19 protein-coding genes are annotated in these 22,315 nt (G+C 72.3%); 12 read left to right on the top strand and 7 right to left on the bottom strand.

Annotation, left to right across the window (positions count from 1 at the left end):
* The first annotated feature begins 1 nt into the window (after position 1).
* Entirely contained in the window at positions 2-1,102 is a 1,101-nt protein-coding gene (locus OG417_RS22275) for a DUF5925 domain-containing protein (RefSeq protein WP_329259275.1), read from the top strand.
* Positions 1,103-1,122: 20 nt separating this feature from the next.
* Here the strand turns inward: OG417_RS22275 and OG417_RS22280 are convergent, their stop codons facing one another.
* Entirely contained in the window at positions 1,123-2,082 is a 960-nt protein-coding gene (locus tag OG417_RS22280; protein WP_329259278.1) for a LysR family transcriptional regulator, read from the bottom strand.
* A gap of 113 nt (positions 2,083-2,195) precedes the next feature.
* Between OG417_RS22280 and OG417_RS22285 the strand changes: the two genes are divergently transcribed.
* From OG417_RS22285 to hrpB, 4 genes are all read left to right on the top strand, one after another.
* Positions 2,196-3,116, top strand: coding sequence for a zinc-binding dehydrogenase (locus OG417_RS22285; RefSeq protein WP_329259281.1), 921 nt, complete (start codon positions 2,196-2,198; stop codon positions 3,114-3,116).
* A gap of 32 nt (positions 3,117-3,148) precedes the next feature.
* Positions 3,149-3,589 (top strand): nuclear transport factor 2 family protein, encoded by a 441-nt coding sequence (locus OG417_RS22290; protein ID WP_329259284.1) that lies wholly within the window; start codon positions 3,149-3,151, stop codon positions 3,587-3,589.
* A gap of 270 nt (positions 3,590-3,859) precedes the next feature.
* Complete coding sequence (locus OG417_RS22295) at positions 3,860-5,251, top strand: NB-ARC domain-containing protein (RefSeq protein ID WP_329259287.1); 1,392 nt, start codon at positions 3,860-3,862, stop codon at positions 5,249-5,251.
* 153 nt (positions 5,252-5,404) lie between these two features.
* Positions 5,405-7,870 (top strand): ATP-dependent helicase HrpB, encoded by a 2,466-nt coding sequence (gene hrpB, locus OG417_RS22300; RefSeq protein ID WP_329259289.1) that lies wholly within the window; start codon positions 5,405-5,407, stop codon positions 7,868-7,870.
* Positions 7,871-7,914: 44 nt separating this feature from the next.
* On the opposite strand, the gene OG417_RS22305 is transcribed toward hrpB, so the two are convergent.
* Positions 7,915-8,427 (bottom strand): hypothetical protein, encoded by a 513-nt coding sequence (locus tag OG417_RS22305; protein ID WP_329259292.1) that lies wholly within the window; start codon positions 8,425-8,427, stop codon positions 7,915-7,917.
* Positions 8,428-8,684: 257 nt separating this feature from the next.
* On the bottom strand, positions 8,685-9,296 hold the full coding sequence (locus tag OG417_RS22310) for a TIGR03086 family metal-binding protein (RefSeq protein ID WP_329259295.1): 612 nt from the start codon (positions 9,294-9,296) through the stop codon (positions 8,685-8,687).
* A 55-nt stretch (positions 9,297-9,351) separates the two neighbouring features.
* Here OG417_RS22310 and OG417_RS22315 point away from each other — a divergent pair, with 55 nt between their 5' ends.
* Positions 9,352-9,801 carry a MarR family winged helix-turn-helix transcriptional regulator gene (locus OG417_RS22315; RefSeq protein WP_329259298.1) on the top strand — a complete coding sequence of 150 codons (450 nt, stop codon included), beginning with the start codon at positions 9,352-9,354 and terminating at the stop codon, positions 9,799-9,801.
* A gap of 272 nt (positions 9,802-10,073) precedes the next feature.
* Here the strand turns inward: OG417_RS22315 and OG417_RS22320 are convergent, their stop codons facing one another.
* The gene (locus OG417_RS22320) at positions 10,074-12,602 is read right to left on the bottom strand and encodes a tetratricopeptide repeat protein (RefSeq protein ID WP_329259303.1); all 2,529 of its coding nucleotides are present in this window, start codon (positions 12,600-12,602) and stop codon (positions 10,074-10,076) included.
* A 691-nt stretch (positions 12,603-13,293) separates the two neighbouring features.
* Between OG417_RS22320 and OG417_RS22325 the strand changes: the two genes are divergently transcribed.
* Positions 13,294-13,680, top strand: a complete 387-nt coding sequence (locus tag OG417_RS22325) for a DIP1984 family protein (protein WP_329262461.1) — start codon at positions 13,294-13,296, stop codon at positions 13,678-13,680.
* A gap of 362 nt (positions 13,681-14,042) precedes the next feature.
* Here OG417_RS22325 and OG417_RS22330 read toward each other — a convergent pair whose 3' ends face one another.
* On the bottom strand, positions 14,043-14,954 hold the full coding sequence (locus OG417_RS22330) for a Gfo/Idh/MocA family protein (protein WP_329259306.1): 912 nt from the start codon (positions 14,952-14,954) through the stop codon (positions 14,043-14,045).
* A 59-nt stretch (positions 14,955-15,013) separates the two neighbouring features.
* Positions 15,014-15,598, bottom strand: coding sequence for a TetR/AcrR family transcriptional regulator (locus tag OG417_RS22335; protein WP_329259308.1), 585 nt, complete (start codon positions 15,596-15,598; stop codon positions 15,014-15,016).
* A 158-nt stretch (positions 15,599-15,756) separates the two neighbouring features.
* Here OG417_RS22335 and OG417_RS22340 point away from each other — a divergent pair, with 158 nt between their 5' ends.
* Positions 15,757-16,674, top strand: a complete 918-nt coding sequence (locus OG417_RS22340; protein WP_329259312.1) for an SDR family NAD(P)-dependent oxidoreductase — start codon at positions 15,757-15,759, stop codon at positions 16,672-16,674.
* Positions 16,675-16,684: 10 nt separating this feature from the next.
* Here the strand turns inward: OG417_RS22340 and OG417_RS22345 are convergent, their stop codons facing one another.
* Positions 16,685-17,809, bottom strand: a complete 1,125-nt coding sequence (locus OG417_RS22345) for a serine hydrolase domain-containing protein (RefSeq protein WP_329259315.1) — start codon at positions 17,807-17,809, stop codon at positions 16,685-16,687.
* Between the two features lie 102 nt (positions 17,810-17,911).
* Here OG417_RS22345 and OG417_RS22350 point away from each other — a divergent pair, with 102 nt between their 5' ends.
* The 4 genes from OG417_RS22350 to OG417_RS22365 are packed head-to-tail and all read left to right on the top strand — an operon-like array spanning position 17,912 to position 22,315.
* Positions 17,912-19,441, top strand: coding sequence for an ABC transporter substrate-binding protein (locus OG417_RS22350; protein ID WP_329259317.1), 1,530 nt, complete (start codon positions 17,912-17,914; stop codon positions 19,439-19,441).
* An 8-nt stretch (positions 19,442-19,449) separates the two neighbouring features.
* Positions 19,450-20,412 carry an ABC transporter permease gene (locus OG417_RS22355; RefSeq protein WP_329259320.1) on the top strand — a complete coding sequence of 321 codons (963 nt, stop codon included), beginning with the start codon at positions 19,450-19,452 and terminating at the stop codon, positions 20,410-20,412.
* Positions 20,409-21,314: an ABC transporter permease gene (locus tag OG417_RS22360; protein ID WP_329259321.1), complete on the top strand. Its 906-nt coding sequence runs from the start codon at positions 20,409-20,411 to the stop codon at positions 21,312-21,314. Before OG417_RS22355 ends, OG417_RS22360 begins: the two co-directional genes overlap by 4 nt.
* Entirely contained in the window at positions 21,311-22,315 is a 1,005-nt protein-coding gene (locus tag OG417_RS22365; protein ID WP_329259324.1) for an ABC transporter ATP-binding protein, read from the top strand. The genes OG417_RS22360 and OG417_RS22365 overlap by 4 nt, the downstream gene beginning before the upstream one ends.

The raw sequence follows: 22,315 nt of genomic DNA on the forward strand, positions 1-22,315 counted from the left end.
CATGTCCGATCTACTGCCGATCAACGGAGCCGAGCCGGAGCCCCCCGTGACGTTCCAGCTCGACACGACCGACACCGTCGGTGACGTGATCGACGTGCTGGCCATGGAGGCGTTCGCGGCGGGGCGGCAGCCGTTCGCGCGGTCCAAGCGGATGGAGCGCATCCGGCCCGACGCGCCGCTGCGGCCGGCCGGAGCGCGGGTGCTGCGCACCTCGCGGGAGGAGAACCGCGAGGCCGTGCTCGCCCGCGGCGACGGCTGGACGCTGCGGTCCGTACGCTGGCGCGGCGGGTCGGGCATGGTCGAGGTGACGGCGGTCAGCGACGAGCTGTGCGCCTCGGTGCTGGAGGAGGCGATCCGCGACGCCGTCGAGCCGTCGCCTCCGGAACAGGACCGGGTCGAGATGGGTTTTTGGCACCTCGGATCGCACGGCGCGGCGCGCAGCCAGCGTTCCATCACCGCGGCGACCTGGCCGGAGATCCGCGACAACTACACCGCCGCGGCGGCGGCCTCCGTCGACCGGCTCACCGAGGTGACTCCCGGCGACATCAGCGGACGCCTGGTGCTCCTGCACGGCCCGCCCGGCACGGGCAAGACCACCGCGCTGCGCGCCATGGCCCGCGAGTGGTCCAAGTGGTGCCAGTTCGACTGCGTGCTCGACCCCGAGCAGCTCTTCAGCAACCCGGCGTACCTCATGGAGGTCGCGGTCGGCGAGGACGACGACGACCGGCGCTGGCGGCTCCTCGTCGTCGAGGACTGCGACGAGCTGATCAGCGGCGACGCCAAGGCCGCCACCGGACAGGGACTGTCCCGGCTGCTCAACCTGACCGACGGCCTGCTCGGCCAGGGCCGCGACGTGCTCGTCGCGATCACCACGAATGAGCCGCTCGCGGCCCTGCACCCCGCCGTCGTACGGCCGGGACGCTGCCTGGCCCAGGTGGAGGTGGGCCGGATGTCGCCGGCGGAGGCCGCGGCCTGGCTCGGCGCCGACGCCGACGGTCACGACCTGCGCCAGGGTGCGACGCTCGCCGAGCTGTACGCCCTCCGCGACGGGCGCGAGGCGGCCACCCCGGCACCGGCCACCGAGACCGGCTTCTACCTGTAGGATCCGCACGGCCTCACCGGTCAGCCCCCCACCAGACCCGCGATTTTCGCGTGGTCCGACTCCGGGAGCCAGTCACGCTCCGGTACGTAGTCCAGCCAGCGCCGCGTACGGCCCGCTTCGGTGAAACCGTGCAGCAGGGTGTCGAGCAGCGGATGGCGGTGAGACTCGCGCCAGGCGAGCGACCACGCGTACAGCGGGGTCGGTGCGACGATCGGGATGGAGCGCAGACCCGCGTGATCGGGCAGCGGCGCGTCGGCGGGGAAGAGCGTGAAGCATGTCGCGTCGGTGCGGATGTGCTGAACGAGGTGGTCAAGGCCCAGGTTGGGGCCGTCCTGGCGCCGTGTGATCCCGAACTCGTCGGCGAAGCGCCGCAGGAAGTCGAGGCGGGTCAGCTCGGCCGGGCACCACAGTGTGCTGTCGCGCAGGTCGGTCGGGCGCAGTTCGTCCGCGCCGGCCAGCGTGTGCGACGCGCTGACCACCGCGTCGACGGGCTCCAGGCGCACGAGCCGCTGGGCGAGGCCCGCGTCGCGGCCACCGGGGAGCGGGTGCACCCGGCCGAAACCCAGGTCGGTGTCACCGCGCAGTAGCGCCTCCGCGACGGACGGCCAGTCACGTGCCGGGCCCGGCTCCAACCGGATCGCGCCGAGCGATTCCACCGCCTGCGCGACGGTGCGCATCGGCGCATAGAGATGACCCCACACGTCGATCCGTACGGCCTGCCCGACGCCCAGTGCCGCCGCGACCGCGCGCTCACCCGCCGCGAGGGCCTCGCGTGCGGCCGGTTCGAACCGCTCACCGGCCTCGGTCAACCGCGTACCGCCCTCGCGCTCGAACAGCCTGACGGCGAGCAGCGACTCCAGGCGCGCGATGCGCTTCGACAGGGCCTGCTGGCTGGTGTTCAGCCGCTTGGAGGCAAGCCCGAAATGCAGTGTCTCGGCGGTCGCGACGAACGCGCGGACCAGGGCGAGGTCGAGGTCCACGCGGCTGACCATATACGACAACTCGGCGTTGTCGGCCGGACGGCTCCGTTGTTGGCCCCACCACCGCCTCACCCGGTGAAGTGTCCACAGGCACCGCCAGGGAGGCAACAACCATGAAAGCTCTCATACCCACCGGAGATCCTGCCGAGCCGGTCGTCCTCGCCGACGTCCCCGAGCCGGCGCCGCGCGCGAACGAGGCGCTCGTGAAGGTCGAGGCGTTCTCGGTCAACCGGGGCGAGACGTTCAAGTTGGAAGCGCCCGTGCCCGGCGAGCGGCCCGGCAAGGACATCGCGGGCCTCGTGGTGCAGCCGGCCGCCGACGGGAGCGGGCCGAGCGGTATCACGCGCGTCGTTGGCCATCCCATGGCGGGCGGCTGGGCGGAGTTCGCGGCCGTGCCGACCGACGCGCTCGCGGTGCTGCCGGACACCGTCTCCGCGCTCCAGGGCGCGGCGCTGCCGCTCGCCGGCCTCACCGCGCTGCGGCTGCTGCGTGCGGCCGGACCGGTGTTGGGGCGGCGCGTGCTGCTGACCGGTGCGTCCGGGGGCGTGGGGCACTTCGTGACCGAGCTCGCGGCCGCCGCCGGGGCGCAGGTCACCGCCGTGACCCGGGACGCCGGACGCGGGGCGCGGCTCACCGAGCTCGGTGCGGCCAAGATCGTCCACGATCCGGCCGACGCACGCGGACCGTACGACATCGTGCTGGAGTCGACGGGCGGCGAGACACTTCCCGTCGTCCTCGCACGGCTCGCGAAACGCGGCACGCTCATCTGGTTCGGGCAGGCCGGCCGGACTCCGGTGACGCTCGACTTCTTCGACTTCTTCACCGGACCCGAGTCGGCCGTCATCCGCCACTTCCACTACCTCGACGCGGACACCGGACTCGGCGACGACCTCGCGGCGCTCGTCCGGCTGACCGCCGAAGGCCGCCTGCACCCCGAGATCGGCCGCGTCACGGACTGGGCCGGCACCGCGACCGCCCTCACCGATCTGCGCGACCGCCGCATCCGCGGCAAGGCCGTGCTGACCCTCTCCTGAACGAAAGTAAGACCGGACAAAGGAGTACGACCATGACCACCGACCCCAGCGCCGTCGTCGTCCGCTACGTCGAGGCCGTCCGCGACGGCGACGCCGACGTCATCTACGAGAGCTTCGCCGAGGACGCGACCTGGCACTACCCGGGCGATCTGCCGATCTCGAAGGTATGGAAGGGCCGCGACGCGATCGTCAACGACTTCCTGGGCGGCATGGGACCGCTCCTTGTCCCCGGCACAATGAAGATCGAGCTGATCGGCACGATCGCCGAGGGCGACCGCGTGGTCGCCGAGTGGACCTCCAAGGCGCGGACCGTGTACGGCGGCACGTACGACAACCGCTGCGTCGGTGTCTACACGGTCCGCGACGGCCGGATCGCCTCCGTGGTCGAGTACGCGGACACCCGGCACGTGGCGGCGGCCCTCTTCCCCGAGCACGGCGGTCCCGGCCGCGCCGTCACCGGGGAACCCAGGTGACGGAGTGACCGCTCAACTGAGACCGGCTCCCGCTCGCGTTGATTCCGCGTTGATCGGACGTTGATCGCCGCCCCGCAGAATCTTTCACGTGGACGGGCCGAGGGGGTAAAGGCCCGGCCATTCGCCCGGAGGCCAATGCCGCTGCGTTGCCGGGCGAGGACGGGGGTGGCGACCCGTGCCGTACCGGCCGGGAAGCCGGAGCCCTGCACCGGAGGTGACGGACCGGTGCAGGGCTCTCTTTCTCGACACGTTCACGCGGAGGAACCTGCGATGCCGTACCGGCTTCCGCCGGACACCGGGGACTTCGTCGGGCGGGGCGGCGCCGTCGCCGAGCTGACCGGGGTGCTCGAGTCCGGCGGGGCGATGCCGATCGCCGCCGTGAACGGCATGGGCGGAGTCGGCAAGACCACGCTGGCCGTGCACGTCGCCCACGCCGTACGGCGACGGTTCTCCGGCGGCCTCCTGTACGTCGACCTGCGCGGAATGGCCGATCGTCCGGCCGAGCCGTACGCCGTGCTCGCGGGACTGCTGCGCGCCCTCGGCCGGCGCGAAGTCCCCGAGGCGCCGGAGGAGCGCGCGGCGCTCTACCGGTCCGAGCTGGCCGGCCGGCGGGTGCTGGTGCTGCTGGACGACGCGCGATGTCCGGCCCAGGTACGGCCCCTGCTGCCCGGAGCGCCCGGGACCGCGGTGCTGGTGACGAGCCGCGCCACGATGGCCGGGCTGCCCGGCGTGCGGCGGCTCGACCTCGACGTTCTCGAGCCGTGCGAGGCGGTGGCGCTCCTGGAGAGCGCGGCCGGCGCGGAACGCGTGGCGGCCGAGCGCGCGGCGGCCCTCGACCTGGTGGCCGCCTGCGGGTTCCTGCCGCTGGCGGTACGCGGCGCGGGCGCCTGGCTGGCGGCTCGGCCCTCGCTGCGGATCGACGCCCTGGCCCGCCGTCTCGCCCGCGGCCGGATCGAGGAACTGCCCGCGGCCGTCACCTGCTTCCGGCTGGGCTATGACCTGCTGGGAAGGGACGAGGCACGGGCGTTCCGGCTGCTGGCGCTGGCCGACGGGCCCGGCTTCTCGACCGGCGCCGCCGGCGCCGCGCTCGGCCTGCGGCCCCAGCGCGCCGACGACATCCTGCAGACGCTCGCCGATCTGAGCCTGCTGGAGAGCTGCGCCCCGGACCGGTACCGCTTCCACGACCTGCTCCGGATCTTCGCGCTGAACCGTTCCGGCACCCGGGAGGAGCGCGTACGCGCCGTGCACGGGCTGCTCGACTACTACCTGGCGGCGGCGCACGAGGCGGCCGGGGTGCTCGGCGGCTCGCCGTCGGAGGCGGGCGAGGGCGCCCGATCGCGCGGCCTCACCCGCGAGGCGGCGCGCACCTGGCTGTTCGTCGAGCAGGACGCCATTCTCACCGCGGTCGAGCGCGCCGCGGCCGAGCCCGGCGGACCACTCGACCAGGCCGCGAGGCTCCTGCTGATCGTGGCGCAGCTGCTCGACCGCGAGTGGAGCCCCCGCCGCCTGCGGAACGCCGTGCGCGCGGTCCGCGAGGCGACGCGCCGCCTCGCCGCGGACCCCGGTCGCCACGGCGAGGCCACGCTGCGAGGCCGGCGTGCCGGCGAGAGCGAGGAACCGTTCCGCGCGCCGTTCGCCGCGGCGGAGCCGCCGGAAACCTGAGACGCCACCCGGAGGCGCGGCGTCGGCCGCGCCCGCGTGATCGGGCGATGACGTGTGGTCGGCCGTGCGCGTCCCTTCCACGGGCGGGTCACCGGTCGTCAGTATGCCGGTCCACCGTCCGCCGCACCGGCGTCCGTCCGCGAGACTGATGCCGTGCGCTCCTTCGACCTCCCGGTGGCCGCCGCGCTGCCCGGCCTGCGCGGCGCGCTCGACTCCACGGGCGCCGCCGTGCTGGCCGCGCCGCCCGGCACCGGCAAGACCACGCTCGTACCGCTGGCCCTCGCCGAGACGGGCCGGCGGGTCATCGTGGCCGAGCCGCGGCGGCTGGCCGCGCGCGCCGCCGCCCGCCGGATGGCCTGGATGCTCGGTGAGCCGGTCGGCGAGCGGGTCGGGTACGCCATCCGCGGGGAGCGGCGGCCCGGCAGCGCGGTCGAGGTGGTCACCACCGGCGTCCTGCTGCAACGCCTCCAGCACGACCCGGACGTGCGGGCGGACGTCGTCATCCTCGACGAGTGCCACGAACGCCACCTCGACGCCGACACCGCGCTGGCGTTCCTGCTCGACGTACGTGCGGCGCTCCGGCCCGACCTCGGCCTGGTCGCCGCGTCGGCCACGGCCGGCACCGCCGCGTGGGCGCGGCTGCTGGGCGGCGCCCCGGTGGTGACGGCCGACGCGGCCGCGCACCCGGTCGAGACGGTCTGGGCGCCACCGCCGCGGCCCGTACGCCCGCCGCACGGGCTGTCGGTCGACCCCGCGCTGCTCGACCACGTCGCGCGGACGGTGCGACGGGCGCTGGAAGAAGGGGACGGTGACGTGCTGTGCTTCCTGCCGGGCGTACGCGAGCTGGGCCGGGTGGCCGGCGCCCTCACCGGGCTGGAGGTGCTCCAGCTGCACGGCCGGGCGCCCGCGGAGGTCCAGGAGGCGGCCCTGCGGCCACGCGAGGGCGGGTCACGGCGGGTCGTGCTCGCCACCTCGGTCGCCGAGTCGTCGCTGACCGTGCCGGGCGTACGCGCCGTGGTGGACTCCGGCCTGTCCCGCGAACCCCGCGTCGACCACGCACGCGGCCTCGGCACGCTGACCACCGTACGGTCCTCGCGGGCGACGGCGGACCAGCGGGCCGGCCGGGCCGGGCGCGAGGCGCCGGGCCGCGTCTACCGCTGCTGGTCCGCGGCCGAGCACGACCGGCTGCCCGAGCAGCCGCGGCCGGAGATCGAACTGGCCGACCTGACCGGCTTCGCGCTGCAGGCGGCGTGCTGGGGCGATCCGGACGCCGCCGGGCTCGCCCTGCTGGACCCGCCGCCGCCCGCCGCGCTGCGGGCGGCCCGAGCCACGCTGCGGGCGATCGGCGCCGTCGAGGACGACGGGCGCGCGACCGGGCGCGGACGGGAAATGGCACGTGTCGGCGTGCACCCGCGGCTGGCCCGCGCCCTCATCGACGGCGCCGCGCACGTGGGCGAGCGTGCGGCCGAGGTCGTGGCGCTGCTCTCCGACGACCGCCGCTCCGGTGACGACGACCTGGTCGCGCAGTGGCGAACGCGACGCCGCGAGCCGTCCTTCCGCGACGAGACACGCCGCCTGCGCCGGGCACTCCCAGCCGGCGCGGAGCCGTCCGGCGGTGGCGTGGGGCCGTCCGGGAGCGGCGCGGGCGTGTCCGGGCGTGTGGCGGTGTCCGGGCCGGACGACGAGACGGCCGCCGGGATCGTGGTCGCGCTCGCCTTCCCCGAACGGGTCGCGCGGGCGCGGGACGGCGGCTACCTGATGGCGTCCGGGACGGCCGCCGTCACGGAGCGGGGCTCGCGGCTGACCGGTGCCGGCTGGCTCGCCATCGCGGTCGCCGACCGGGCGCCGCGCGCTCCGTCGGCGCGCGTGCGCCAGGCCGTGCCGATCGATGAGGAGACCGCGCGGCTCGCCGTCGGGGCGACGGTGGAGGAGGAGGTCGTCTGGCGCGACGGCGACGTGGTGGCCCGCCGGGTCGAGCGGCTCGGCGCCATCGAGCTCGGCGCCGTACCTTTGGAGAACCCCGACCCCGAACTCGTCCGCGCCGCGCTCCGCGAGGGCCTGCGCCGCGAGGGACTGGGCCTGCTGAACTGGACGCGCGAGGCCGAGGCGCTGCGCGCGCGGCTGGCGTTCTGCCATCGGGAGCTCGGCCCGCCCTGGCCCGCGATGGACGACGACGCCCTGCTCGCGTCGCTGGACCCGGCCTCGGCCGCCCGCGACCGCGCCGGCCTGCGGCGTCTCGACGTGACGGCGGCGCTGCGCGGTCTGCTGCCGTGGGAGTGCGCGGCACGGCTCGACGAGGTCGCGCCGGAGCGCGTCACCGTCCCCAGCGGCTCGCGGATCCGGATCGACTACACGGGCGAGCGGCCCGTGCTGGCGGCCAAGCTGCAGGAGCTGTTCGGCTGGCAGGAGGCGCCACGTGTCGCCGGGGTGCCGCTCGTCGTCCACCTGCTGTCGCCCGCCGGCCGCCCGGCCGCCGTCACCGCGGACCTCGCCTCGTTCTGGCGCGAGGGCTACCGGAGCGTACGCGCGGAGCTGCGCGGACGCTATCCACGCCACCCGTGGCCGGAGGACCCGGCCACCGCGGAGCCGACCCGCCGTACCAACGCCCGCCGCCGCTGAGCGACCGCCCGGAACCGAGATGGACCGCGTCCGCGTTCGAGAAACTACGCGCGCGACAGGCGAAGGATGGCGGATCCGCCGGCGATCGAGGTCACCCGGATCAGGAGCCGGTTGAGCGTGATCTCCGCGCCGGCGCGGGCCGTCACGTCGGCCTTGTCGTTGTCCACTGAGGTCGAGCACGAAGCATCACCTCCGCACGACGTGGCGAACGAATATCCCGTCGGCGTGGATGCCGCGATGCCCGTGAGACGGATCTCGCCGGACGTGATCGACCTCACCTTCAGCGAGGCGAGCCCGGACTTTCGGTTCACCGGGATCCGCGCCCGGCCGGTCACCGTCACCTCGCAGGTGCCGTCCTCGCACGCGCTCAGCTTGGTCCCGTCCGCGGCCTGGCGCGGTGTGGGCGACGGCGCCGCGGACCGGCTCGACGTCCGGGCGGAAGGCGAAGCGCCGTCGGATCCGCGCTCGCCGGCTCCGCAGCCGGCCAGCGTCAGGGCCGTGACACTGACCAGGACGACCGGCGCGAAGGCCCGGACTCCAGCCGACGGGCATGTCATGGGCGTGCTCCCTCGTACGTTCGTTGCGTCGTATCGGACAGCAGACGGTAAGCGCACCGTCCCGGGACCGGTCCCAGCCCGAAACCCGTACCTCAGGGCCGCCGCGTGCCTCTTACCGAGGTCGGTTGTCATGTCGGTCGTGACTTCGGGAGGTTTGACCGGCTGGCGACGCGTCCGCTCACGCCGGATTGCGGATATTTCAGGTGTTGGGCGTGGATGGTCGTGCCCGGTGCGGGTGCAGTGTCCGCGGCAAGCCTTCAACCGTGTCGGGCCTGTGGCCAATCGGGTGAGCGCCCCAACGTGGTGAGAATCTGGTGCAGCGGGTCCGCGTCGTCGCTTCTGGCCAATGCGGGCCGGAACGCTGCGCCGGGCGCCGACCGGTTGTCACCGTTCGGTACCGCGAGCGCGATCCGCAGTGCCGGTCCGGCCAGTTCCGGGGCCAGTTGGTAGGGGAGTCGCAGTGAGCGCGCCACGTCCCAGCCGTGCACCACGTAGTCGATCAGATGGAAGCCGACGGCCTGGGCTGCCGGGAAGTGCGACACCGGGCGGAACTCCGGCAGGTGAAACTCCCGGTGCGGCACCCCTGGCTCAGCGAACGCGGCAAGGACATCCTCGGCGGCGTCGGCATATTCGGTCACTGGGCTTGGGTCGATGGGCCGGACCTGCCACGCCGCACGATCACCTCCTCGGCCTCGGGCCGCGGCGGCGAAGCCGCGATGTTGGGCGGTCATGTGGGCAAGCAGGTCGGCGAGTGTCCACTCGGCACAGGGCGTGGGTCGGCCCAGATCATCGGCTTGGACCTGGGAGACGATGGCGATGCTGGTGCGGACCGCGGCGCGATGGTGGGCCAGCAGCTCATTGATAAGCATGCGCCTACGATATGCTGATGCTTATCATCCGGTAAAGGTCGTTACCATACTGATCATGACCGGTCGGCAACGGGATCTCGCGGCGATGATCGCGCCGCTGCAACGAGCACTGATCGCCGCCGAGCAGCCGGTGCTGCGTGCACATGGACTGAGCATGTGGGGCTACGTCGTGCTCAACGCCCTGGACAGCCAGCCGGTACGCACCCAGGCCGCGCTCGCGGAGTTCATCGGCGCGGACAAGAGCCGCATCATCGGCGTGCTGGACGAACTAGAAGGCAACGGTCTGCTAGAACGCACCCGAGACCCGGCGGACCGGCGCGCGCGGTTTGTCGCCATCACCGACGAGGGCCGCCGGAAACGCCGTGCGGCCCAGACCGATATCCAGCGCAACGAGGACCGCGTGCTCGCCCACCTCGCTCCCGCCGACCGGGCGGCGTTCCTGCGCGCGCTAGCCGTGCTCTCCGCCCTGCCGACCCCCGAGATCATCGGTGAACGACAGACCTAGCCAAAAAGATCGTTGGGCCGGCCCCTCCGCATCGGCGGCACGACCGCCATCCGTCGACATCCGCTATTGCCGCTGGCCGGTCATGTCATCGGCGATCCGCGTGTGGACACGTCCGGCTCTGCCGATGAGCGGATATCTGCTGGCTGGTTCTGGTGGCCTGCATGAGACACGGTTACGTTCCTGGAACAGCGCACCGTGTGCCTTCCGATGGCGCAGCCAGCACCACGAACACCATTCCGGACGCGTCAGCGGAGTGCATCCTGGCCGTTCGCTTAGGAGCCGGCTCCCGCGTGCTCAGCCCAGTACGTGAGGTTGGCGCGGTCGGTCAGTGTGTCGGGATGCTCAGGGCCCAGGACTCGTTGGCGTACCGGCAGCAGTTCCGCGAACATGTTCCGGGCACCAGCGGCGTCTCCCGCCTCACCCGTCCAGCGGGCGAGGCTGGCGCGATCGGTCAGTGTGTCGGGATGCTCAGGGCCCAGGACCCGTTGGCGTACCGGCAGCAGTTCCGCGAACATGTTCCGGGCACCAGCGGCGTCCCCCGCCTCACCCGTCCAGCGGGCGAGGCTGGCGCGAGCAATCAGTGTGTCGGGATGCTCAGGACCCAGGACTCGTTCGCGCACCGGCAGCAGTTCCGCGAACATGTTCCGGGCACCGGTGAAGTCCCCCGCCTCACCCGTCCAATAGGTCAGGTTGGTGCGTGTGGTCAGCGTGTCGGGATGCTCAGGACCTGACACGCGCTGACGTAGCGGTAGCAGTTCGGCGAACATGTTCCGGGCGCCTGCGGCGTCCCCGGCCTTACCTGTCCAATTGGCGAGGTTTGCGTGAGTGTTCAGCGTTTCGGGATGTTCAGCACCCGAAACGCGCTGACGTAGCGGCAGTAATTCGGTAAGCATGTCTCGGGCGCTGGCGGCGTCCCCCGCCTCGCCCGTCCAATAAGCCAGGTTGCTGCGGTCCGTCAGCGTGTCGGGGTGGTCAAGACCCAGTACCCCCTCATATAGCGGTAGCAGTTCAGCGAACATGTTCCGGGCGCCTGCGACGTCCCCCGCCCTACCCGTCCAATTGGCGAGGTTGGAGCGGGCGATCAGCGTTTCGAGATGTTCAGGGCCGAGGGTGTGTTGCAGAGTGGCTGCGCGGATTCGCTCTAGATCTCGGGCGGTGCGGTAGTCGCCGCTGGCGTTCGCATATTCGATGACGGCGACCATGGCTGGTGAGTCGGGGGCCAGAACCAGGCGGGCGTGCGGGAGCAGTTCGGCGTAATCCGGCCACGACGCGATCGACTTGGGATCGTCGGGCAGTGCTGCTTGCAGTAGGGCAGCGGCAATGTCGCGATCGGCGGTTTGGTCGGTTTCGCTGAGCTTGACTCGGGTGGCGGCCTGGACCAGGCGGTGCACGCTGACGTACTGCCGATCAGGAGAGATATCGATCATGCTGTATGAGACCAGGGCTGTCAGCGCCTCGCCCACCTGCACTTGGCCGGTGTCAGGCAGCCCGTACAGGACGTGGCTAGGTAGCCGGTCTGGTGCGTAGCAGGCCAGCAGCCGCAGCATCCGAACCGCCAGCGGGCGGATCCGCTGAATCCGGTCGATGGTAAGCGCCCAGGTGCCGGCCACCACCTGTTCATCAGTCCTGCCCGGCTTGCGACCTGATCCTTGGTCTGGGCGATGGGCCGGGCGAGCGGCCATCGCCCACTGCGGGGAGGTGCGTAGCCGGTGCAGATACCCAGCCACGGTCATGCCAGGCGTGGCGGCGATGTAAGCACCTGCCTGCCGCAACGCCAGTGGTAACCCACCCAGTTCCTCTGCCAGCTCATGAGCAGCCCCACCCGCCGGCGCGCCAGCCAGAACACGCGGCGAAATGTCCGCTCGCGCCGCCCCGACCCTGCTGGGTTCGGCCTCGGTCAAGGTCTGGTCGGGGGCAACGGGCTGGGCGGTGCGGGTCAGTAGGGCGACGGCGTCAGTGCGTTCGAGCACCGGCAGCCGCAGCACCGTGCCGATCTGGTCCCAGCCGATGGCGCGGCGGCTGGTTACCAGCACATGCCCCGAACGCAATCGCCCCAGATACGGCTGCAGATGATCGAGATCCTCGGCGTTGTCAAAGATCATCAGCCACCGCTCATGAGCGGCCAGCCACGCAACCGCCCACGCGGTCGCCTCCGCCGCTGGTGCCCGCGCGGCCGCAGCCGACGACACCGGCGTGCACAACTCCCGGCACAACTCAGCCAGACCTGCCTGGATGTCACCCGGAGTCTCGGCGACCAGCCACCACACCAGCTCATAGTCGCCTCGGCGGCGGTCGGCGTACTGCAGTGCGAGCTCGCTCTTGCCCACACCGCCCAGTCCCACCACCGCCTGTGTAATCACGCCAGTCTGCCCGGCCCTCAGCGCACGCCCAACACGCCGCAACGCCTCTTGCCGGCCGACGAACACCGGTGAGGGACGCCGCGGCAATCCCACCAATCCATCGGCTGCCACCGCGGCCACCGACGGCAGCACCGGCACCGCCGGCTGCTGAATCCTGACATTGCGGGCCTGAATCACCGACCCGGCCGACTGACCCGAGAACACGTTCGTGGTTCCCCCTGACCCGGTTCTCAAAGTCGGGTCAGGCATCGAGCCATGCGCTGAGCGTGCGGAGGCGACCCGGACCGCCGACGCCTTGTGAGTGACCACAGCTACAGCACCGGCCATAGCCAGATCCGCGATGAGCCACCGCCACGCCAATACGCCGTTGTTAAGGATCTGATTGGTCGCTACTCCGACCGCAACGACCAGCACCACCGACAACGCATCCAGCAGCCACACCCACCGCGCCGTGCGTCGTCTCATCCGATCATTACGACGGCCGCCACGCCCGGCGGGTTTGTCCTCAAGAGGGCCACCGACGCTCACACCCCCAACCCTACGAACACCACCTATCAAACGCTGACCAAACAGCACGCGATTACGCCTAGCAGACCGCCATCGGCCACCCGGCCCACCTCAGCGGTATGGCCCGGCTAAACGTTGAGTCATATTTCTGCGAGAAAGCGCGCAGCCGTCCTATCCGCTTACCTGGGAGTGCGAAGGCCCGGGTGCCCCCCGATCGCCTTGCACGGAGCGTCAGAGGGACCCTCCGCTCGTTCGACCCAACCGTCAGTTTGGAGCAGGTGTCACCGACTCTCCAGGGGCCAATCACCCATCGAGAGCTGAGAGCGGCGCTGTGAGCTGATCGTTTGTGTTAGAGCAAGTGATTGTTATGTCCACTAGCCTCTATTACGGCCCAACTGAAACACTCTTTCGGCTGGGCCGTTCTGTCGTTTGTGCTTGGATCTGGTTGATCCAGCTGGCACGACCGTTGCCCGCCTCGGCCGACGGCGGCCTCTTCTATCGATGACAGTGCAGTGCCGACCGTCAGAAGCTGACGATCTCATGCGGATATTTGGCCGGTCTGATTGCGCCGGGGGCGGGATGCAACAACTTGGGCTGCATCGTTTGCGGCGCGCCGCTACGGTCAATGGTCCGGCCGTCGCGAGGACGATGTCATCTGGGGGACGCCGCCGCTCTGCTCACCGAGGCCGGGGAGGTGTTCGGTGAACTCGAGTCGCTGATCCGCCGGATCAATCGGACCAACGCCGCCACCCCGGTGGGGGCCGGCACGCTGACGGACGCGCTCGCCCACCGTGATGTGCTGCGTCTGCGGCACAACCTGGTCACCGCCGCCGCGAGCGCCGCGGTCGGGGAGGGGCAGCGCGGGTTGCGGCAGCTGCGGTCTGAACTACGGATGATTCCCGCGCTGCCGGTGGCTGAGTTGCGCGGTCAGGCCGATGATCTCGCCCGGCGGCTTCGCGAGGTCGATACGCTCATTCAGCGGACCAATTGGGAGGTCGACCTGCTGGACTGAGAACGGTATGCGGAGCAGGTAGCCAACGTGGGGGCGCGCACCATCCCGCGAGCCGGCGGGTAATCCGGTTCACTTCTTGGTGCGCCGGAGGGTAGGCGCAGGGGTTCGAATCCCTTGCTCACATCGCATGCCCAGCACATCACACCGGTGACCGCGCACGGAGCACGTCACACCACCGGGTGCGGACCCACGACGGCGAGGGCGGGAAAGGGGCACTCCGCACCGCTGCGATCCCCCTCCGATCGGCGGACCGACGGCGGCGTTCGAACCGGACTGGAAGTAGTGCGGAAAGGCGGTCTACCTCGGTGGGTGGCCGCCCTCTTCCGCGCGAGGTCCGTGACCGTAACCCAGGTTGCGTGCCGTCAGAGCAGCCGCTCGGCCTCGGCGAGGATCTCCACCACGCGCAGGCCGAAGCGTGCGTCGCACGGGTGCGGGCGGCCGGTGCGGGCGGACTCGATCAGCGCGTCGATCGCCCGGGTCAGCGCGGTCACGGCGGTGTCCTGGCTCTTCGGGAGGGACACGACGCCGGACTCGCCGCGGAACTCCGCCCGGTTGCCCGCGGCCGGTCCCGGTGCCGTGAGGCTGAGCGTCGCCGTACTGGACGCGCCGCCGGTGTGGCGTAGCACCAGGTGGACCGTGTCACCGGGGCCGGGGACGGCCGCCGTGACCTTCTCGACGTCGCCGAGCACCGGCAGCAGCACCGAAAGGGCGTGCGGGCCGACGTCCCACAGCCCGCCCTTCTGCCGGCGCCAAGGGGAGTTCGCGAACGGGTTGTCGCCGCTGTCCAGTGCGCCCAGCCAGTCCGCGTGCGCGGTGAACCAGCCACCGCGTTCGGCCTGCTCGCCGATCCATCGGCCCGGCTCGCCGGTGAAGCGCGTGGTGAAGAAGACGACCGACGCGACGCCCGTCGCGGTGGTCGCGTCCACGACCGCCCGCGCGTCCGCGACGTCCACGGCGAGCGGCTTGTCGAGCAGCAGATGGCGTCCGACGCGTGCGGCGCGTGCGGCCAGCGGCGCCTGGACGGCCGGGGGCAGCGCGATCGCGACGGCCTCGGAGTCGGTGATCAGGGCGTCCACGTCCGCGTACGGGCGTCCGCCGAAGGATTCGGCGATCGCGGCGGCGGCCTCGGGCCGGCGTCCCCACGTCCCGATGAATTCGACCTCAGGATGGTCGCGGAGCGCGGGCCCGTACGCGATCTCCGCCCACGGCCCGGTTCCCAGCAGCCCGATGCGCACGTCGCCGCCCTCTGTCGGAGTGATGTTCGCCGACAGCATGATCGATACGCGATGAAGGCGTCAAATCCGGACATCCGGGTCGGAAACCGCTGATCGACCTACTCTCCGGCGCTCGCGGTGAGGCCGGCCATGAGGAGATCGAGCAGCCGCCCGGCGAGATCGCGCTGATCCTGGTCGCTCGCGATGAGCGCGATGCCGCCGAGCGCCATGACGACGTCGGACGGGTCGAGGCCACTGCGTACCGCCCCCTGCTCCTCGCCCTCGCGCAGCAGCAGGGCCAACGCGTCGATCAGCATGCCGCGTGTCTTCAGCCGCAGGTCGTCGTCGTTGGTCAGCACGGCGCGCAGTGACTCGGCCATGCCTCGCTTGGTCGCCAGGTGGTCCAGGAACCGCTCCATCCACACGCGCAGAGCGTCGATCGCCGGCATGTGCCGCAGGAGATCGCCGGCGGAGGCGCAGAGCCGAGCCGATTCGCCGCGGTACGTCGCCTCGACGAGGATCTCGCGTGTCGGGAAACGCCGGTAGAGCGTCCCGGTGCCGACGCCCGCCTCCTTGGCGATGGCCTTCAGTGACGCCTCGGCTCCGTCCTCGGCGAACGCCCTGGCCGCGACCTCCAGGAGCCGGTCGTGATTGGCCTGGGCGTCGGCGCGCAGGGACCGGGCCGTCCCCTCGGATGAAGCCACGACGTGTCCTCTCCATGCCGCGATCTCGCCGTGATGCGTCTCTGCGCGACTTGCTAACCGGACCCGGCTCCGCTTCTGCTCGGCCGCAGAGAACCGGACCCGACTCCGCTTAACAGTGTAGTGATCCGGCGTGGACTCGCATCAAGGAGCGAAACGATATGACCAGTACGCGGATCACCACCGGCTTCGGTGCCGAGTCAACGGCCTCCGACGTCATCGCGGGGGTGGACCTGACCGGTCGCCGAGCCGTCGTGACCGGCGCCTCGTCGGGCATCGGCGTCGAGACGGCTCGCGCCCTGGCCGGCGCGAAAGCCGAGGTCACCCTGGCCGTCCGTGACGTCGAGGCGGGGGAGAGGATCGCGGCCGGCATCACCGCGACCACCGGCGGGCGCGACGTCCTCGTCGCTCCGCTCGACCTCGCCGACCAGGCTTCGGTCGGGGCGTTCGTGGCCGGCTGGACCGGGCCGCTGGACATCCTCGTCAACAACGCCGGCGTCATGGCCACCCCCGAGACCCGCACGCCCGAGGGCTGGGAGCTGCAGTTCGCCACCAACCACCTCGGCCACTTCGCGCTCGCCACCGGCCTGCACGACGCGCTTGGTGCGGCCGGCGGATCGCGCGTCGTCGTCGGTTCCGTGGGCCATGTCAACGGTGAGGTCCTCTTCGACGACAACCACTTCGCGCACCACCCTTACGACCCGTGGGCCGCCGCCGTGGAGGCCGCCAAGCGGTGGGCCGGCGACGGGATCACCGTCAACGCGCTCAACCCCGGCCGGATCTGGGGCACCGGCCTGTCCCGCCACATGCCCCCCGCGCCCGCGTCGTTCGACCCCGGCGCCGCCACCGGCCTCTCGGTCAAGAACATCGAACAGGGCGCGGCGACATCCGTCCTGCTCGCGGCGTCGCGGCTCGTTCAGGGCGTCACCGGCAAATACTTCGAGGACTGCGAGGAGGCCGTACTCTTCACCCCGGGCGTACGCCGTGGTGTGGCGGACCATGCCCTCGACCCGCGGAAGGCGGCACGCCTCTGGCAGGTCTCCCTCGACATGCTCGCCGACGCGCACAGGTCCTCGTGAGCGACGATGGTCAGCCCGCCGAACAGAGCTCCAGGACGAGCCGGGTGGCGCGTGCGCGCGCCGCGGACACGTCGACCGGCGTCGAGGTGGGGTGCAGCCGGTTGGTGAGGAGGGCCCACGACAGGCCGAGCGCCGGGGCGACCGACAGTTCGGTCCCGGTGAAGCCCGGGTGGCCGAGCACCGTGACCGTCCCGCCATCGGGCGTCGTGACCTCGGTACGCCGCCAGCCGAGCGCCTGCTCCGCGTCCGGCCCGGGTGCGGCGAACTCGGCGACGACCCCGGGCGGCCAGCCGGGATGGCCGCCGAACATGACCTCGCCCAGACGGGCGGTCTCGGCGGCGGGAGCGAAGATCCCCGCGTGCCCGGCGGCGCCGCCGAACGCGTGGTGCGCGTTGCCGTCGCCGGCCTCGCCCCGCAGCCAGTGGTCCCGTCCGGCCGGGACGGACCGTACGGGGACGGGGTACGGCTCGCCGGTCGCGATCATCCGCCGCTCCCACGCGTCGCCGTGGGACGTCACCGCCACGCCGGGATCCGTCAGCGGTCCGTACCCGGTCGCCCGCAGGCCGAGGGGCCCGGTGACGAGGTCGGCGACGGCCGTCCGCAGATCCGTGCCGCAGACCGTCGTGACGATCGCCCCCAGTAGCTGGAACCCCAGGTCGGAGTAGTGCCGCCCGGAGTCCGGCGAGTAGCGCAGGGGCAGCGCCGCGGCCCGCGCGACCGCCGCCGCCGGGTCGCCCAGGACGCCCTCCCCGTCCTCCGCGGGGGCGTACAGCGGCCACCACTCCCACAGGCCGGCGCGATGGAGCAGCAGTGAGCGTACGGTGACGGAGTCCTTCGCCCCGCCGGCGAACACCGGCAGCAGCGACCGTACGGGGGCGTCCAGGTCCAGTGCGCCGGCGGCCCGCAGGCGCATGACGGCGAGCGTCGTTACGATCTTGGAGACGGAGGCCAGGTCGAAGCGCGTGCCCGGTTCGACCGGCCGGGGAGCCGGACCCTCCCGGCCGGTCCGTCCCGCCGTGACGATGGTGGGCGGGCCCACGCCGCGCCGCACGACGGCGAGCGCGGCGGCCGTCGGGCCCCGCTCGTCGCCGACCGCGCCGGTGACGGCGTCCGTGAGCGGGGCGGGTTCGGGCATCGAGGGACCTCCGGTAAAGACTCGCGGCTGGGCGTTACTTTTTTACGTCACTGTGGTCCATAGTGGTACATCTTGTTTTTCGCAGCGCGAGATGAGGACCCCATGCGCATGTTCAGACACCGTCTCCTGCGCGCCTTCGCGCTGGCGGGGGCGGTCTCGGCCGTGGTCGCGGCCTGCTCCCCGGCCGGCTCGGGGAACGCCGGGAAGAAGTCGCACGGGCCGCTGGTCGTGGCACGGACGGTCGACCTCGACGGTCTCGACCCGGCCGTGGCGACCGCCTTCGGCACCGTGCAGACCCTCCAGCTGATCTTCGACACGCTGCTCCGCACGGACGCCGACGGCCGGCTCGTCCCCGGGCTGGCCAAGAGCTGGGAGACGAGCAAGGACGGCCGTACGCTCACCTTCCACCTCCAGCAGGGCGTGCGGTTCCACAACGGCGACGCCCTCACCGCCGACGCCGTGGTCGCCACCCTCGACCGCGTCCGCGACGAGGCCACCGCCTCGGTCGTCCGGTCGAACCTGCTCGCCGTGACCAAGGTCACCGCGCCGGACCCGAACACCGCGGTGATCAAGCTGAGCCGCCCCGACGGCTCCGTCCTCCACACGCTCACCCTGACCGGCACCGCCATCGTCGACCCGGCCGACATCAAGGCCGGACGCCTCGCCCAGGCCGCGAACGGCACCGGGCCGTTCAAGCTGGCCGGCCGCACCCAGGGGCAGAAGGTCGACCTGACCGCCAACTCCGCCTACTTCGGCGGCGCTCCCAAGCTGCCCGGCGTGGAGTTCCGCGTCATCCCGGACGAGAACTCGATCCTGGCCGGCCTGCGCGCCGGGTCGTTCGACGCCGGCGTGCTCACCGACCCGAACGTCGTCGCCCAGGCGCACGGTGGCGTCACGATCGCCAAGACGCCGTCGATGGCCTACCACGCCCTCATGCTCAACGGCCGGCGCAAGCCGCTCGACCGGCTGCCCGTCCGTCAGGCGATCGCCTGCGCCATCGACCGCAAGCAGGTCGTCGACACCGCCGTGGCCGGCCAGGGCACGGTCACCGGGCCGATCACCAGCCCCGGCTACCACCTGTCGCCGACCGACGGGCTGCCGTGCACGCCCGGCGACGCCGCCGCGGCCAAGAAGCTGCTCGGCGGCACGTCGGTCGACCTGAAGATGCTCGTGATGAGCGGCGGCTACGCCTCGGCCGTCAACGAGGCGCAGAACCTCCAGGCCCAGCTGTCGAAGATCGGCGTCAAGCTCACCATCGACCAGCAGCCCACCAACGTGTACGTGAAGCGGTGGAGCAAGGCCGACTTCGACGTCGCCCTCGCGCTCAACGGCGGCATGTCCTCGCCCTACCTGATGTACGCCCGCTACTTCGGCGACGGCGCATCGCTCGCCAAGCCGGCCGGGCTGGACTCGCCGCCGATCGCCAAGCTGCTCGCCCAGGCGGGCGCGTCGACCGAGGAGCGGCTCAGCGACGCGACCGTGGCCCAGCTCCAGCGCACCATGCTCCAGCAGTCGCCGTGGGTGTGGCTCTTCACCGACAACAACGTCGTGGCCATGCAGCCGAACGTGACGGGCCTGGGCATCACCGCCGACAACTCGCTGCGCTCGCTGCAGAGCGCCACGCGGGGGTGAGCCGGGGAATGACGGCGCTCCGCGCCGTGGGAGGCCGGGTCGCCGGGCTGGCGGGCACCCTGATCGGCGTCGCGGTCGTGGTCTTCGCGCTGCTGCGCCTGCTGCCGGGCGACGCGATCGACGCGAACCTCGGCACGCAGGCGGGCCTGCTCACCGCGGGCCAGCGCGCCGCGCTGCGCCGCTACTACGGCATCGACCAGTCCGTCCCGCACCAGTTCGTCACCTGGATCGGCCAGGTGCTGCACGGCAACCTCGGCGTCTCGGTGAACAGCGGCACCGACGTCGCGACGCTGCTGGGCTCGGCGATCCCCGTCACGGTCGAACTGGCGGTGCTCGCCACGCTCATCGGCGCGCCGCTCGGCATCGCGCTCGGCGTGCTCGCGGCCGGCCGTCCCGGCGGCGCCCGCGACCTCGGCGTGCAGTCCGCCGGACTGCTCGGCCTGGCGCTGCCGGAGTTCGTCCTCGCCTCCGTCGTCGTCGCCGTGCTCGGCGCGGTCTTCCGCTACTTCCCCTCGGCCGGCACCTTCGTGCCGCTCTCCCAGTCGGTCGGCGGGAACCTCAGCCAGATGATCTATCCGGCGCTCGTCCTCGCGGTCGGCCTGGCGGCGACGGTGATGCGCACCACCCGCTCGGCCTACCTCGACGTGGCGCGTTCGGACTTCGTGCGCACCGCGCGGGGCAAGGGCCTGTTCCCCCGGCGCATCCGCTGGCGGCACGTGCTGCGCAACTCCAGCGTCCCGATCGTCACGATGGTCGGCATCCAGTTCGGCTACCTGCTGGGCGGCACCGTCGTCATCGAGCAGGTCTTCGCGCTGCCCGGCCTCGGGCGGCTCCTGCTGAACGCGATCCTGCAGCGCGACTACGCCGTCGTCCAGTCGGCCGTGCTGCTCATCGCGACCGGCTTCGTCGTCGTCAACCTCGCCGTCGACCTCATCTACCGCGCCCTCGACCCGAGAACGGCCGAGACATGACAGTGCCACCCGCGCCCGCGGCGGTGGGCGCCGCCCTCGACCCGGCCGGACCGCCGCCGCCCGGCCGCCGGGGCGTCGCGCGCCGCCTGTGGGCCGACCGCAACGGCCGCATCGGTATGGTCGTCACCGGCGTGATCGTCCTCGGCGGCCTGGCCGGCCTGTTCGGGCTCCTGCCGTACGACACGGTCGCCCAGGACGTCGCGGTACGGCTGAAACCGCCCTCGGTGAGCCATCCGTTCGGCACCGACCAGTTCGGGCGGGACGTCTTCTCCCGCGCGCTGTCGGGCATCTTCGCCTCGCTGCGCGTGGCCGTCGTCTCCGTCGCCGCCGCGGCGGCGGCCGGCACGCTCGTCGGCGTCGTCTCCGGGTACGCCGGGGGATGGGCGGACGCCGTCGTCGGACGGCTCACCGACGTGCTGTTCGCCTTCCCGGCGATCCTGCTCGCGCTGACCGTGATCTCGGCGCTCGGCCGCGGCTGGCCCGAGACGACGCTGGCGATCGCCATCGTCTACCTGCCGATCTTCATCCGCACCGCGCGCGGCCCGACGCTGACCGTACGGAACGCCGAGTACGTCAAGGCGGGCCGCGTGCTCGGGTTCGGGCCGCTCCGCCTCGTGGGCCGGCACGTCCTGCCGAACGTCGCCGCGCCGATCCTCGTGCAGACCACGCTCGCGATGTCGTGGGCCGTGCTCACGGAGTCGACGCTCAGCTTCCTGGGCCTGGGCACCCAGCCGCCGCAGAGCTCGCTCGGCCTGATGGTGGCGGACGGCCGTACGTTCCTGACCACCGAGCCCTGGATGCTGGCGGCGCCCGCGGCCGTGATCGTCGTGCTGGTCATCGGCCTCAACCTGCTAGGCGACGGGCTGCGCGCGGCCCTCGACCCCGCGGAGGACCGGTCATGACCGAACGGAGCGAGAGGACGGCCCCGGTGGTCGTTCCCCAGGCCGCGCTGGCCGTCGAAGGCCTCACCGTGACCGTACGGTCCACGGGCGTCGATCTCGTCCGCGGTGTGGACCTCGCGGTCGAGCCCGGCCAGACCCTCGGGCTGGTCGGGGAGTCCGGCTCGGGCAAGTCGCTCACCGCGCTCGCCGTCATGGGCCTGCTGCCCGACACCATCCGGGTCGGCGGCGGCTCGGTACGCGTCGACGGGCGCGACGTCGTCGCGCTGCCCGAGGCCGAGCGGCGTACGGTGCGGGGCGCGCAGGTCGGCATGGTCTACCAGGAGCCGATGACCGCGCTCAACCCGCTCATGCGGATCGGGCCGCAGATCGTCGAGGGCCTGACCGCGCACGGCATGGCGGCGGCGGACGCACGGACCCGCGCCGCCGAGACGCTCGAACGCGTCGGGCTGCCCGTGGACCGCGCGCTGCGTGCGTACCCGCACCAGCTCTCCGGCGGGATGCGGCAGCGCGCCATGATCGCGGTCGCGGTGGCCCAGCGACCGCGGGTGCTGATCGCCGACGAGCCGACGACCGCGCTCGACGTCACCATCCAGCGGCAGGTCATCGACCTGGTCGACGAGCTGCGGCGCGAGGACGGCATGGCGGTCGTGTGGATCACGCACGACCTCGGTGTCGTGGCGCACATCGCGGACCGCACGGCGGTCATGTACGCGGGGCGCGTGGTGGAGGAGGGGACGACGGCCGAGCTGTTCGCCCGGCCCTCCCACCCGTACACGGCCGGGCTGTTGCGCTCCCTGCCCGCGCACCGCGGCGCCGAACGCCCGCCGCTGACCCAGATCGGCGGGCTTCCCCCGGATCCGGCGAACCTGCCGCCGGGCTGCCCGTTCGCGCCGCGCTGCCCGCAGCGGCGCGACGTCTGCACGACCGCCGAGCCGCCCCTGCTCGACCGCGGGCCACAGCGGGCGGCCTGCCACGTGCCCCCGGAGGAGTGGACCGCGTGA

The sequence above is a fragment of the Actinoallomurus sp. NBC_01490 genome (genome assembly GCF_036227085.1).
Classification (GTDB): domain Bacteria; phylum Actinomycetota; class Actinomycetes; order Streptosporangiales; family Streptosporangiaceae; genus Actinoallomurus; species Actinoallomurus oryzae.

Excerpts from the sequence above, each read along its gene's own strand:
- OG417_RS22295 (WP_329259287.1), top strand. The coding sequence starts at position 3,860 with ATGCCGTACCGGCTTCCGCCGGACACCGGGGACTTCGTCGGGCGGGGC.
- OG417_RS22285 (WP_329259281.1), top strand. The coding sequence starts at position 2,196 with ATGAAAGCTCTCATACCCACCGGAGATCCTGCCGAGCCGGTCGTCCTC.
- OG417_RS22340 (WP_329259312.1), top strand. The coding sequence starts at position 15,757 with ATGACCAGTACGCGGATCACCACCGGCTTCGGTGCCGAGTCAACGGCC.
- OG417_RS22330 (WP_329259306.1), bottom strand. The coding sequence starts at position 14,954 with ATGCTGTCGGCGAACATCACTCCGACAGAGGGCGGCGACGTGCGCATC.
- OG417_RS22325 (WP_329262461.1), top strand. The coding sequence starts at position 13,294 with ATGGTCCGGCCGTCGCGAGGACGATGTCATCTGGGGGACGCCGCCGCT.
- OG417_RS22345 (WP_329259315.1), bottom strand. The coding sequence starts at position 17,809 with ATGCCCGAACCCGCCCCGCTCACGGACGCCGTCACCGGCGCGGTCGGC.
- OG417_RS22315 (WP_329259298.1), top strand. The coding sequence starts at position 9,352 with ATGACCGGTCGGCAACGGGATCTCGCGGCGATGATCGCGCCGCTGCAA.
- OG417_RS22290 (WP_329259284.1), top strand. The coding sequence starts at position 3,149 with ATGACCACCGACCCCAGCGCCGTCGTCGTCCGCTACGTCGAGGCCGTC.
- OG417_RS22275 (WP_329259275.1), top strand. The coding sequence starts at position 2 with ATGTCCGATCTACTGCCGATCAACGGAGCCGAGCCGGAGCCCCCCGTG.
- OG417_RS22310 (WP_329259295.1), bottom strand. The coding sequence starts at position 9,296 with ATGCTTATCAATGAGCTGCTGGCCCACCATCGCGCCGCGGTCCGCACC.
- OG417_RS22355 (WP_329259320.1), top strand. The coding sequence starts at position 19,450 with ATGACGGCGCTCCGCGCCGTGGGAGGCCGGGTCGCCGGGCTGGCGGGC.
- OG417_RS22305 (WP_329259292.1), bottom strand. The coding sequence starts at position 8,427 with ATGACATGCCCGTCGGCTGGAGTCCGGGCCTTCGCGCCGGTCGTCCTG.
- OG417_RS22350 (WP_329259317.1), top strand. The coding sequence starts at position 17,912 with ATGCGCATGTTCAGACACCGTCTCCTGCGCGCCTTCGCGCTGGCGGGG.
- OG417_RS22365 (WP_329259324.1), top strand. The coding sequence starts at position 21,311 with ATGACCGAACGGAGCGAGAGGACGGCCCCGGTGGTCGTTCCCCAGGCC.
- OG417_RS22360 (WP_329259321.1), top strand. The coding sequence starts at position 20,409 with ATGACAGTGCCACCCGCGCCCGCGGCGGTGGGCGCCGCCCTCGACCCG.